Annotated in this window: 12 protein-coding genes; 7 read left to right on the forward strand and 5 right to left on the reverse strand. The window is 70.4% G+C overall.

Annotated features, from left to right (window positions below; translation table 11 throughout):
* Positions 1-11: 11 nt before the first annotated feature.
* Positions 12-1,211, reverse strand: coding sequence for an MFS transporter (locus ACZ67T_RS21595; RefSeq protein ID WP_469986067.1), 1,200 nt, complete (start codon positions 1,209-1,211; stop codon positions 12-14).
* A gap of 105 nt (positions 1,212-1,316) precedes the next feature.
* Complete coding sequence (locus ACZ67T_RS21600) at positions 1,317-3,611, reverse strand: FdhF/YdeP family oxidoreductase (protein WP_469986068.1); 2,295 nt, start codon at positions 3,609-3,611, stop codon at positions 1,317-1,319.
* A 520-nt stretch (positions 3,612-4,131) separates the two neighbouring features.
* Here ACZ67T_RS21600 and moaA point away from each other — a divergent pair.
* From moaA to ACZ67T_RS21630, 6 genes are all read left to right on the forward strand, one after another.
* Complete coding sequence (gene moaA / locus ACZ67T_RS21605; protein ID WP_469986397.1) at positions 4,132-5,109, forward strand: GTP 3',8-cyclase MoaA; 978 nt, start codon at positions 4,132-4,134, stop codon at positions 5,107-5,109.
* A 57-nt stretch (positions 5,110-5,166) separates the two neighbouring features.
* The gene (locus tag ACZ67T_RS21610) at positions 5,167-5,424 is read left to right on the forward strand and encodes a DUF6457 domain-containing protein (protein WP_469986070.1); all 258 of its coding nucleotides are present in this window, start codon (positions 5,167-5,169) and stop codon (positions 5,422-5,424) included.
* Between the two features lie 5 nt (positions 5,425-5,429).
* Positions 5,430-6,677 carry a molybdopterin molybdotransferase MoeA gene (locus tag ACZ67T_RS21615; protein WP_469986398.1) on the forward strand — a complete coding sequence of 416 codons (1,248 nt, stop codon included), beginning with the start codon at positions 5,430-5,432 and terminating at the stop codon, positions 6,675-6,677.
* A 68-nt stretch (positions 6,678-6,745) separates the two neighbouring features.
* Positions 6,746-7,009 carry a MoaD/ThiS family protein gene (locus ACZ67T_RS21620; RefSeq protein WP_469986400.1) on the forward strand — a complete coding sequence of 88 codons (264 nt, stop codon included), beginning with the start codon at positions 6,746-6,748 and terminating at the stop codon, positions 7,007-7,009.
* Positions 7,010-7,092: 83 nt separating this feature from the next.
* Complete coding sequence (locus ACZ67T_RS21625; RefSeq protein ID WP_399971347.1) at positions 7,093-7,539, forward strand: molybdenum cofactor biosynthesis protein MoaE; 447 nt, start codon at positions 7,093-7,095, stop codon at positions 7,537-7,539.
* Positions 7,540-7,728: 189 nt separating this feature from the next.
* Positions 7,729-8,424 carry a L,D-transpeptidase family protein gene (locus tag ACZ67T_RS21630; RefSeq protein WP_469986073.1) on the forward strand — a complete coding sequence of 232 codons (696 nt, stop codon included), beginning with the start codon at positions 7,729-7,731 and terminating at the stop codon, positions 8,422-8,424.
* Positions 8,425-8,536: 112 nt separating this feature from the next.
* Here ACZ67T_RS21630 and ACZ67T_RS21635 read toward each other — a convergent pair whose 3' ends face one another.
* Entirely contained in the window at positions 8,537-9,187 is a 651-nt protein-coding gene (locus ACZ67T_RS21635; RefSeq protein WP_469986075.1) for a TetR/AcrR family transcriptional regulator, read from the reverse strand.
* Positions 9,188-9,225: 38 nt separating this feature from the next.
* Between ACZ67T_RS21635 and ACZ67T_RS21640 the strand changes: the two genes are divergently transcribed.
* Positions 9,226-10,710, forward strand: coding sequence for an FAD-dependent oxidoreductase (locus ACZ67T_RS21640; RefSeq protein ID WP_469986077.1), 1,485 nt, complete (start codon positions 9,226-9,228; stop codon positions 10,708-10,710).
* Here the strand turns inward: ACZ67T_RS21640 and ACZ67T_RS21645 are convergent.
* Positions 10,683-11,468, reverse strand: a complete 786-nt coding sequence (locus tag ACZ67T_RS21645; protein ID WP_469986078.1) for an SAM-dependent methyltransferase — start codon at positions 11,466-11,468, stop codon at positions 10,683-10,685. The two genes, ACZ67T_RS21640 and ACZ67T_RS21645, sit on opposite strands and share 28 nt — an antisense overlap.
* Before the next feature lie 124 nt (positions 11,469-11,592).
* Positions 11,593-12,738: a S1 family peptidase gene (locus ACZ67T_RS21650; protein ID WP_469986080.1), complete on the reverse strand. Its 1,146-nt coding sequence runs from the start codon at positions 12,736-12,738 to the stop codon at positions 11,593-11,595.
* Positions 12,739-12,777: the final 39 nt, after the last annotated feature.

Raw genomic sequence — 12,777 nt, forward strand, 5'->3', positions numbered from 1 at the left:
CGCCCGCGCCATCAGGGAAGACTCCGGCGGCTGTACCCGGCTGTGACAGCCAGGCACAGCAGGCCCACGGCCGCCATGCCCGCCAGGAGCGCCGGGTAGGGGGCGGTGCCCGCGCCCGCCGTGAGGGCGAGCAGGAGCGGTGTGAGGAAGCCGCTGTAGGTGGCGCCCTGGTAGAGGACCGCCGTCGAGGGGTGGGCCTTGGGCGGCATGAGCCGCTGGATCTCCCTCAGGCCCGCCGCCAGGGTGAGCCCGTATCCGGCGCCGAGCAGGGCCGCCGCGGCCATCACGAGACCGGCGGAGTTCCGGTGTGCGGCGATCGCGCCCACGGTGAGTCCGCCGATCACGGTGACCATGGCGGTCAGGGTGGCCCGCGCGCTGTGCGCATGGTCGAGCCGTACGGCCAGGGGCTGGACGGCGATGCCCATGGTGAGCGTCAGCGCCGTCACGAGACCGCTGAAGAGCGGCGCGTATCCGGGAACCCGGTTCGCCACCAGCGGAGGCAGCACCACGTACGCCACGGTCGCGGCGCCGAAGACCGCCGGGCTCGCGGGAAGCACGACCCACAGGAAGCGCCTGTTCCCGACGATCGCCCGGTGCAGGTCCACGACGCGGGACGGCGCCGGGGCCGCACCGGGTGCCGGAGCCGTCTCCGGTACGCGGCGGGTCACGCCCAGCACCAGCAGGGCCAGCAGACAGTGGGCGAGGCCGGGCAGCACCATCGGATGCGGCAGCCACTGGGCGAAGGCGCCCGCCGTCACCGCACCCGCCGCGAATCCACCACCGGTGGCGTACGTAACGCGCCGGTCACCGGCGTCCGGGCGCCCGGCCCAGGCCGACAGCTCCCGAAGCCATTTGGTCCCCGCACTCAGGACGACACCTGCCGCGAATCCGGTGGCCGGCCGGCTCACGTAGACGGCGTCCGGGCTCACCGGCGCCGCCGCCAGCAGGGCGCTCGCGGCGGCGGACAGGGCCAGGGCGGGCCGGACCGTGAGGCATCGGCCGAACCTGTCGGCGGCCGGGCCGCCGAGCAGCAGGCCGGGGAGCAGACCCAGCAGGTAGGTGGTGAACATGGCGGCGACCGGGACGGGAGGCCAGTGCTCCTGGGTCCGGTACACCACCGCGAGCGGGGTGAACTGGTTCGCGCCCCACCCGGCGGTGAACACCGCGGCCGCCGCCGGAAGCCAGCCGCGGACGGCGCGAGTTGCGGCCATGCAGGCAATCACCTTTCTGAACACGGTGCTTCGGCCCGCCGTCGCGGCGGGCACTCCGAGGACTCCGGCACTCCCTGAACTGCCGTGGGAGTGCCGGGCGTCGGGTCAGCTCGGAGTGCCGACGGGCTCCAGACGCACGACAACTCCCTTGGACGTCGGGCAGTTGCTGATGTCGGCGACGCTGTCCAGCGGGACCAGGACGTTCGTCTCGGGGTAGTAGGCCGCGGCGGAGCCGGGGCTGGCCGGGTAGGCGACGACCTTGAAGTTCTCGGCCCGCCGCTCCCGCTCGTCGTGCCAGACGCTGACCAGGTCGACCATGTCGCCGTCCTCGATACCGAGCAGCTTGAGGTCGGCGGGGTTCACCATCACGACACGGCGGGCGTTGTGAATGCCGCGGTAGCGGTCGTTGGGGGCGTACCAGACGGTGTTCCACTGGTCGTGCGAGCGCAGCGTCTGGAGCAACAGGTGACCCTCCGGCACGTGCGGCATCGTGAACTCGTTCTCCGTGAACACGGCCTTTCCGCTCGGGGTGTTGAAGACGCCGCGGTTGGCCGGGTTGGGCAGGTTGAAGCCACCCGGGACGGAGACGCGCTCGTTGAAGTCCTCGAAGCCCGGGACGACGCGTGAGATCCGGTCGCGGACGGTGCCGTAGTCGTCCTCGAAGCCCTGCCACGGGATGCCGTACCTGTCGCCGAGGGTCGCGCGGGCCATGCGGCTGATGATGGCGACCTCGCTGAGCAGGTGCGGGGAGGCCGGCGGCAGCTTGCCGCGGGAGGCGTGCACGTCGCTCATCGAGTCCTCGACGGTGATGAACTGCTCGCCGGTGGCCTGGAAGTCCTTGTCGCTGCGGCCCAGGGTGGGCAGGATCAGCGCACTCTCACCGCAGACCGTGTGGGAGCGGTTGAGCTTCGTCGAGACGTGGGCCGTCAGGCTGCAGTTGCGCATCGCCTGCTCGGTGACCTCGCTGTCGGGGGTGGCCCGTACGAAGTTGCCGGCGACGCCGAGGAAGAACCTGGCTCGCTTCTCGTACATGGCGCGGATTCCGTCGACGGCGTCCAGACCGTGGTGGCCGGGCGGCGTGAAGCCGAACTCCTTGCCCAGGGAGTCCAGGAACTTCTGCGGCATCCGCTCCCACACGCCCATCGTGCGGTCGCCCTGCACGTTGCTGTGGCCGCGTACCGGGCACGCGCCCGCGCCGGGCTTGCCGATGTTGCCGCGCAGCATCAGGAAGTTGATGACTTCGCGGATGGAGGGGACGCCGTGCTTGTGCTGGGTGAGGCCCATCGCCCAGCACACGATGATGGACTTGGCCTTCAGGACGCGCTCGAAGACCTCGTCGATCTCCTCACGGGAGAGGCCGGTGGCGTCGTGGATGTGCTCCCACGTGACCTCGCGCGCGTGCTTCTCGAAGGCTTCGAAGCCGATGGTGTTCTTCTCGATGAAGGCGTGGTCGATCACCGTGCCCGGGTTGGCGTCCTCGGCCTCCAGGAGCAGCAGGTTCAGGGCCTGGAACAGGGCGAGGTCGCCGCCGGCCCTGATGTGCAGGAACTGGTCGGCGATCTGCGTGCCCTTGCCGATGATGCCGCGCGGACGCTGCGGGTGCTTGAAGCGGAGCAGGCCGGCCTCGGGGAGCGTGTTGACGGCGACGATCTTGCCGCCGTTGCGCTTGGTCTCCTCCAGGGAGGACAGCATGCGCGGGTGGTTGGTGCCCGGGTTCTGGCCCACGACGAAGACCAGATCGGAGTTCTCCAGGTCGTCGAGCGAGACCGTGCCCTTGCCGATGCCCAGAGTCTCCGACATGGCGGAGCCGCTGGACTCGTGGCACATGTTGGAGCAGTCCGGCAGGTTGTTGGTGCCGTATGCGCGGGCGAAGAGCTGGAGGAGGAACGCGGCCTCGTTGTTGAGGCGCCCCGAGACATAGAACAGGGCCTCGTCGGGGGAGGTGAGCTGCTTGAGCTCCTTGGCGAGGATGCCGAACGCCTCGTCCCAGCCGATCGGCTCGTAGTGGGTCGCGCCGGGGCGCTTGACCATCGGCTCGGTCAGCCGGCCCTGCTGGTTGAGCCAGTAGTCGGACTTGGAGTTCAGCTCGGCGATCGAGTGCTCGCGGAAGAAGTCACGGGTGACGCGGCGCGAGGTGGCCTCGTCGTTGATGTGCTTGGCGCCGTTCTCGCAGTACTCGTTCATGTGCCGCTTGCCCGGCGCTGGCTCGGGCCAGGCACAGCCGGGGCAGTCGATGCCCTTGGCCTGGTTGATGTTCAGCAGCGTCAGCATGGTGCGGCGCGGGGACGTCTGGCCGAGGGAGTACTCCAGCGCGTGCGTCACGGCGGGCAGACCCGTCGCCCAGGTCTTGGGGGGCGTGACCGTCAGGTCGTCGATCGGGTCCTCGATGCTGCTGCTCATGATCTGGTCTGCCTCTTTCTTCCGTGCACCTGGGCGGACGGGTCCCCGGGAAACGGCGGCCTGTTCTCCGTGTTCACTTTTACCGCGGTTTACTCGTGCGCGCCGGATACGTTTACGCGTCATCGCCGCGAGAGAAGCTTCCTGCAATTCTCGTGGCGCGTCAAAGAGGCATTTCCGATCGCCTGATAGGTGCCGCTTATCAAGGCGTCTTCCCTTGTCCTGGCTGGGGTCCGAGGCTCGATAACCTCGACCGATCATGCCATCGAGAACCCCGCTTTGACTTCTTGGGGAAACCTTTTCATGATGATCGACGAGTGGGGAAGAGGCGTAGCGGGGAAAGGCTTCGGATTCCGACCCCTGGATAATTCGCGAACCTTGGTCTCTAATAATTTCACCAACCCCGGCCACTGGTATTTCATGGGAGGGCGCAACCGTGCTTGATCACAGCGACGAGCCGACCGGGACCGGTCGGTCCCGGCGCCACCACGAGGAGCACCTTCCCGTCGTCCCGTCGCCCCTCGTGGACCGCTTCGGCCGGGTCCACACGGACCTGCGGGTCTCGCTGACCGACCGCTGCAATCTGCGCTGCACGTACTGCATGCCGGCCGAGGGCCTGAACTGGCTGCCCCGTGCCGAGGTCCTCACCGACGACGAGGTGGTACGCCTGGTCCGCATCGGCACCGAGCGACTCGGGATCACCGAGGTCCGGCTGACCGGCGGCGAGCCGCTGCTGCGCAGGGGCCTGCCCGGCCTGGTGGCCCGCCTGTCCGCCCTGGACCCGGCTCCGGAACTGTCGATCACCACCAACGGCATAGGCCTGGCGCGCAGCGCCGACGCATTGCGGGAGGCCGGGCTCGGCCGGGTCAACGTCAGCCTCGACACCCTGCGCCCGGAGCGATTCGCCGAGATCACCCGGCGCGACAGGATCAGGGACGTACTCGCCGGACTCTCGGCCGCCCGCGACGCGGGTCTGAACCCGGTGAAGATCAACGCGGTGCCGGTGCGCGGAGTCAACGACGACGAGATCGTCGACCTGACCGCGTTCGCGGCGGAGCACGGATACCACATGCGGTTCATCGAATCGATGCCCCTGGACGCGCAGGGAGCTTGGGACCGGGACCGGATGGTCACGGCCGCGGAGGTCCTGGAGCGTCTCGGGGAGCACTTCACGCTCGTGCCGGTCGGGCGGCGCGACAACGCGCCCGCGGAGGAGTGGCGGATCGCGGGCAGCGAGGCGCTGGTGGGTGTCATCGCCAGTGTCACCCGTCCGTTCTGCGGCACGTGCGACCGCGTGCGGCTGACGGCGGACGGGCAGTTGCGCAACTGCCTCTTCGCCCCTGAGGAGTCCGACCTGCGTGCCCTCCTGCGAGGCGGCGCCGACGACGCGACGGTGGAGGCGGCCTGGCGGACCTCGGTCGGCGGCAAGGGGCCCGGCCACGCGATCAACAGCCCGGAGTTCCGCCGCCCGGAACGCCCGATGTCGGCCATCGGCGGCTGAGGGCGAAGAGCCCCCAAGACACACGGCGGGCGGAAGCAACGAACAGAGGTGAGCTGGATGCGTCAGTGGATCGAGGACGTCAAGTCCGAACTCGGCATCGACCTTGATGTCGATGTAGCCCAACTGCTCGACATGACCAAGGTCGTCGCCCATGGCGTGGCCCGCCCGGCGGCGCCGCTGACCTCGTTCCTGGTCGGCTGTGCCGCGGCGCAGGCCGGCGGCGGGGCCGAGGCCGTGGCCGAGGAGAACCGCCGGGTGACGGCGCTGGCCGAACGCCGGTCGGCCGAGCCCGGGAACAGCGGGGGCACCGCATGACCGTCATGGACACGCACACCGTGCACGGCACGGAGGGCGGGCGAGTGACGGCCGACATCCACGTGACGTGGGAACAGGCCCGGCGGATCGCCCGGGACTGCGTCGGACACCCGCTGCCCGTCGTCCCCCGATCCCTGGCGGACGCGCTCGGTCACGCTCTCGCCGAACCGCTGACGGCGCTCACCGACCTGCCGCCGTTCGACACGTCCGCGATGGACGGCTGGGCCGTGGCCGGACCCGGACCGTGGCGGGTGGGCGGCGCCGCCGTGCTCGCCGGCGATCGGTCCGCCCCGCTCGGCGACTACGGCACAGCCGTTCCCATCGCCACCGGCGCCCGGCTGCCGACGGGCGCAACGGCGGTACTGCGCAGGGAACATGGGGAGTTCGACGCCGAGCGCGGCACGCTGCACGATCGCTCGAACGGGCCCGGCTCGGTGGCTGTGGGCCGTGACATCCGGCCGCGTGGCCAGGAGTGCCGTGCGGGCGAGGCGCTGATCCCGGCCGGCGTCACGGTGACCCCGGCCGTGCTGGGCCTCGCGGCGGCCGCCGGGTACGACAGCCTCGCCGTGCACTGCCGCCCGACCGTCGAACTCCTGGTGCTGGGGGACGAGTTGATGGAGTCCGGTCTGCCCCGGAACGGCCGGGTCCGCGACGCGCTCGGACCCATGCTGCCGTCGTGGCTGCGAAGTTACGGCGCCGACGTGATCGGCCGCCGCCTCGTGGCGGACGACTTGGGGCTGCTGCGGGAGGCCGTACGCACCTCTGCCGCCGATGTCGTCGTCACCACCGGCAGCACCGCCGCCGGCCCGGTGGACTTCCTGCACGCCACCCTCGAAGAGGCGGGCGCCCGCTTGCTCGTCGACTCCGTCGCCGTCCGGCCCGGCCACCCCATGCTGCTCGCCGAGCTGCCGCCCACCCCTGACGGCCGCACTCGCCGGCTGGTCGGCCTGCCCGGCAACCCACTTGCCGCCGTCGCCGGCACGGTGACGCTCGCCGCGCCGCTGCTGCGACGCCTCGGCGGGCGTCCGGACGCGGAACCCTGCCGGATGCGCGCCGCCACCGAGCTGCCGGGACACCCGCGGGACACCCGGCTCCTGCCGGTGCGACGCACGCACCACGAAGTGGCGCCGCTCCCGTTCGACGGCCCGGCCATGCTGCGCGGACTCGCGTGCGCCGACGGCCTCGCGGTCGTCCCGCCCGGCGGGGTGCCCGCCGGGGCCACCGCGGAAGTCCTGGAGGTGCCGGGACAGTGACCGCGTGGGGACATCCGCACGTAGACCAGAGCGGCTCGACAACAGGAGGCACGGCCGTGGCGACGCCGATGACGCCGGCCGGAACCATCCGCTACTGGGCGGCGGCCAAGGCCGCGGCCGGTACGGCGCAGGAGCCCTACCGCGCGGCGACACTCGCGCAGGCGCTGGAACAAGTCCGTTCCCGGCACGACGACAGCCCGCGGTTGGCGCGGGTGCTCGGCTACTGCTCGTTCCTTGTGGACGGCCACCCGGTCGGCGGGCGCGACCACGCTTCGGTCCACCTCACCGAAGGGGGGACGGTCGAGGTGCTGCCTCCGTTCGCGGGTGGCTGATCCGCCTCAACTCGTCGCACACAAGCCGGAGTTCAAGACGCTCCTGCGCGCACCGCAATGCCCCCCGACCTCAGGAGCGAACCATGCCGCACATCCCGGACCCCTCCGGCCACCCCGTTCAACTGCTCGCACTGCGCGACACCCCGCTCTCTCTGGACGAGGTGTACGAGGCCGTGGGCGATGCCACCGCCGGAGGCACCGCCGTCTTCGTCGGAACCGTGCGCAACCACGACGGCGGCAGATCGGTGGACGCCCTCGAATACAGCGCCCATCCCGCCGCCGAGAGCGAGTTGCGCCGGGTCGCCGAGAAGGTCGCCGCCGACTTCCCGGTCAGCGCCCTCGCCGCCGTCCACAGGACGGGCCGTCTGGAGATCGGCGACGTCGCGGTGATCGCGGCGGTCTCCTGCCCGCACCGCGCGGAGGCCTTCGCCGCCTGCGCCCGCCTCGTCGAGGACCTCAAGCACGAGGTGCCCATCTGGAAACACCAGTTCTTCTCGGACGGCGACGAGGAGTGGGTCGGCGCCTGCTGACGCGCCGCCGCCGGCCATCAGCGGGGCCGCCACAGCCGGCGACCCGCACGCTCCCATTGGTGAAGAACTCGGAATTGTCACCATTGGGTCCCAGCCAGAGCACGGCTGCAACCTCCGAGCCCCGCAACCGGTCTACCTGGCAGAGAACGCGTCAGGCGCATCGAGCGCCCTGCCAGGAAAGGCCCTTCCATGGGGGACATACGCAGACGGGGAGCCGTCGCACTGGGGATCACCGGACTCGTCGCGCCGCTGACACTCGCGCTGGGCGCCGCGCCCGCGCAGGCCGCGAGCTGCACGACATCGACCGGTCCCTATCAGAAGCAGGTGGAGGGGTTCCTCGGCCGGCCGGTCGACGGAAAGCAGTCCGCCGCCGACTGCAAGGCTGTCCAGAGCTTCCAGAACAAGCACGGCATCAGCCCGAACATCGGCTACGCGGGACCCGTCACGTGGGGCGTGATGGACCTGATGAACAAGCAGAAGGCCGTCGGCAGTAATCCCAACAAAGACGGCAAATGCCCCGTCAACAAGGGACGCATCGCCTGTGTGAACCTGACGCTGCAGCTCAGCTGGATCCAGGACGGCAAGAACCTCGTCTACGGACCGGTGCCGGTCCGCACCGGCCGTGACGGCTACGAGACCCGCACGGGCCTGAAGAAGATCTACTGGCGGTACATCGACCACGTGTCGAGCATCTACAACGTGCCCATGCCCTACAGCCAGTTCTTCGACGGCGGCCAGGCCTTCCACTCGGTCGGCGTGAGCATGTGGAACCCGCCCGGCTCGCACGGCTGCGTGAACATGACCAGTACCACCGCGAAGAAGTACTGGTCCCTGCTGAAGACGGGTGACGACGTCTACGTCTACGGCCGCAAGCCGGGCACCTGAGCCCAGCGGGCCGCCGCGAGTTCTCCGCTGTAGGGGCAGCGTGGGTGGCGGCAAGAGGTCGCCGAGCGCCTCGTCGTCGACGCGCTGCCGAGTCCCTTTCGCCGGCAGCGGCTCAGTCCATTCCGTACCGCGCCTCGATCCCCGCGATCACCAGGGCGAGACCGTCCTCGAAGTGCTGTTCGTAGTCCTCGAAGATCTCCGCGCCCGCCGCGGCCGACAGGGGGAAGTCGGCCATCCGGCGGGCGCGTTCGTCGATGTCGTACCCCTCGCGGCGCTCGCCCGGCAGGGGCTGGACGCCCTGCTCCTCGGTGACGAAACCGAGGGTGTACATATACGCGGTCGTGGCGGCGCGCACCGCCTGTGCGAGCGTGAATCCGGCTTCGGTGAACAGGGTCAGCGTCCGCTCCATCTCGACCGCGTGCAGCGTGCCGGTGAAGCGTGAGCCGCTGAAGACCTTGGCGCCGTCGCGGTGGCTCAGGAGCGCGGTGCGCAGTCCGCGGTTCGCGGTCAGCAGGCGCTCCCGCCAGGTGGCGTCCGTCGTGAGCGGATCGTCGGCCGTCATGCGGCGGTACATCTCCGTCGCCATCTCGTCCAGCAGCTCCTGCTTGTTCTTGAAGTGCCAGTAGAGCGCGGGCGCCTGGACACCCAGCTCCTTGGCGATGGCCCGGAGTGTGAGGCCGTCGAGGCCGACGTCGTCGAGCAGGCGCAGCGCGGTGCCGACCACCTGCTTCTTGTCCAGCTTGGGGGATCTCTGCGTAGCCACGCTTGACAGTTTAACGCCGTTAAGCGCATGCTGCGAGCATGGAATTTAACAACGTTAAGGAGCGGGCGGTGAGCCCTCGTGCAGACCGTGCGGACGCGATCACGCACACCGAGGTCCTCGTCGTCGGCGCCGGGCCGACCGGCCTCGCCCTGGCCGTCGACCTGGCCCGGCGCGGGGTCGACGCCCTCATCGTCGAGCGCGCCGACGTGCTCTTCCCCGGGTCTCGCGGCAAGGGGATCCAGCCGCGCACGAGGGAGGTCTTCCACGATCTCGGCGTGCTGGACGCGATTCACGCGTGCGGCGGCCCCTATCCCGTCGGGATGATCTGGAAGGACGGCGCGCGGGTCGGCGAGCACAGGATGTTCGACCCGGGGGAGCCGAGCGAAGACTCCCCGTACACCGAGCCGTGGATGGTGCCGCAGTGGCGCACGCAGCAGATCCTGTTCGAGAGGCTCATGGAGCTCGGGGGGCGGGTGGAGTTCGGCCGGGAACTGGTGGCGGTGGAACAGGACGCGGACACGGTGACCGCGCAGTTCGCCGCCGGCGGTGTGGTCCGCGCCCGGTACGCCGTCGCGGCCGACGGCGGGCGTTCGACCGTGCGCCGCGCGCTGGGCATCGGCATGACGGGCGAGACCGTCGACCCGCATCCGGTGCTCGTGGCGGACGTGCGCATCACCGGCCTCGACCGCGACAACTGGCACTTCTTCCCGCCCCGCGAGGGGAGCGAGGGCTTCCTCGGGATCTGCCCGCTCGCCGGCACCGAGGACTTCCAGGTGAGTGCGCAGTTCCCCGAGGGAAGGGTGCCCGACCTCTCTCTCGACGGCATCCGCGAGGTGGTCGCCGCGCGCTCCCATCTGACGCCCGAGGACGTGACCGAGCTGCGCTGGGCCTCGGACTTCCGGCCGCGGGCCGCCCTGGCCGACCGCTTCCGCGCGGGGCGCGTTCTTCTGGCCGGGGACGCCGCCCACGTTCACTCGCCCGCTGGGGGCCAGGGGCTGAACACCAGCGTCCAGGACGCGTACAACCTGGGCTGGAAGCTGGGCGCGGTGCTGCGCGACGGTGCCCCGGAGACCCTCGTCGAGACGTATGAGGAGGAGCGTCGCCCGATCGCCGCGCACATGCTCGGAATTTCGACGGGCGTGCACCGCGGAGAGATCCGCCGCGGCGAGGCGACCCGTCAACTGGGCCTCGGATACCGCGAATCGTCCCTCACGGTGGACGCCCGCACGACCGCGGGGCCGGTCCGCGCGGGAGACCGGGCGCCGGACGGAACGGTGGACGGCGTCCGCCTCTTCGACACCTTCCGCGGCCCGCACTGGACACTGCTCACGGTGGGCACGGACACCGAACTCCCCGAGCTCGGCGTCCCCGTCGTCCGGATCCCGGCGTACGAGGCGTACGGCGCGGGCGTGTACCTGGTGCGGCCCGACGGCTACGTGGGATGGGCGGGCGACACGGCCGACGGACTCGCGGAGTATGCGCGGAAGTCGGGTCTTCAGGGCAGCCGGGCGACCCCGACGTAGAAGCCGCTCAGCTCCTCCTCGGGTGCGGGGGAGTCCTTGTACCACTGGGTCGCCGTCACCAGACCCGGATCCACCAGCTCCAGCCCCTCGAAGAACGGCTCGACCTCGGCCCGCGTACGCATCCGCAACGGGATCTCGCCCTGCCGGTACGTGTTCTTCACCGTCTTCGCGAGGTGCGGGTGCTCATCGGTGGTGCCGTGGGAGAACACGAAATAACTGCCCGAGGGCAGAACGTCGATGAGCGTCCGCGCGAGAGCGTACGGGGCCTCGTCGTCAGTGATGAAGTGCATCAGCGCGACCATCGACAGCGCGACGGGCCGGGTGAAGTCCAGGAACGTGCGGGCGTGGTCGAGAATGACCTGGGGCCGGCGGACGTCGGCCTCGATGTAGTCGGTCGCCCCCTCGGGGGTGCTGACCAGCAGTGCCTCCGCGTGCCGGAGCACGATGGGGTCGTTGTCGGCGTACGCGACCCGCGCCGACGGCACGATGGACTGCACGATCTGGTGCAGGTTCGGCTCCGTGGGGATACCCGCGCCGATGTCGAGGAACTGGTCGATGCCCTTGCCCGCCAGCCAGGCCGCCGCACGGTGCATGAACGCGCGGTTGCGCTGGGCGCTGAGGCGGGACTCCGGAGGCAGTTTCTCCGCCACTTCCTGATCCACCGGATAGTTGTCCTTGCCGCCCAGCAGCCAGTCGTAGACACGCGCCGGGTGGGCCCTGCTCGTGTCGATGCGGCTTCCGGAGGACTGTGCCGTCATGCGTGACTCCAGCGTCATCTCGGTTGTGGGGAAGGCCCGTTGGCGCTTCAGGGAGGCGGGACCCGGTACGGCGGAGGGGGCATCTCCGACGCCGTACCGGGCCCGGCTCCTCTCAGTGCGTCGGTCAGGCCGTGGTCAGGCTCAGACCGTACCTGTTCAGGATCTCGTTGATGGGCTGGTACCAGGTCTCACCGCCGCCGGAGCAGTCGCCCCAGCCGCCCGAGGTGACACCCTGGGCCTGGTCGCCGCTGATGAACGAGCCGCCCGAGTCGCCCGGTTCGGCGCACACGTTCGTCTTGGTCATCTCGTGCACCGCGCCCTGGCTGTAGTTCACGGTCTCGTTCTTGGCCAGCACATTGCCGCAGTGCCAGTGCGAGGTGGAGCCCGAGCGGCAGATGGACGCGCCGATCGGGGCCTCGGCAGAGCCGCGCACCAGCTGGTCCGGGACAGTGCCCCAGCCGAGGACCACGGGGACGGTCCACCAGCCGCTGCCCACGTTGACCCAGGCGTAGTCGTTGTCCGGGAACGACGACCCCTGGAAGTTGCCGATGTACGAACCGTCCCAGCCGTTCACCGCGGCGCCGGCGCCGCTGCAGTGGCCGGCCGTGACGAATCCGCCGTTCACCGAGAAGCCGATCGAGCAGCGGACGTTGCCCGTGTAGTAGGGGTCGCCTCCGACCGTGCCGGCGGCGAGGGTGCGGGGTGCGTGGGCGGTCTTCTCGACGGTGACAGGGCCGGCCTCGCGGGCCTGCGCGAGGAACTGCCTGACATCGTTGTCGCCCTGCCGTCCGGCCAGGGTCTCGATCACGATCCGGTTGGACGCCGGATCGACGTGCCAACTTGCCACGCCCTTGGGAGCCTTGAGGGCGTCGATGCGCTCCTTGGCCGCGTCGAGCTGTTTGGCGCTGTACTTCACCAGCTTGGCCTCGGCGCCCGTCGACCGTACGGCCGCGGCCTTGTTCCGGTCGGTGACGGCCACGGTCAGGCGGCCGCTCTCCGGTGTGAACCAGGCGCCGCCGTAGGACGATCCGGCGGCTCGCCGTGCCTTTCCTTCGACGGCCGTGGCCTTCTTCTCCGCGCTCAGCCGAGCCTCTGCCTCGCTCTTGCTGAGGCCGAAGTCGCGCTGCATGGCCGCGAGCATGGACCCGGAGGCGGGTGCCTTCTCGTCCGCGGGGGTGGCGGCACCGGCGGAGGCCGGCAGGAACCCGGCGGACACTCCGGCGACCAGTAATGCGGACAGCGCGATGCGCAGGGATTTCGTGCGTCTCATGGGGTTGGCCCTTCGTTGTTCCAGCATCGTGGGGGTGGA

The organism is Streptomyces sp. NPDC107517 (assembly GCF_055582645.1).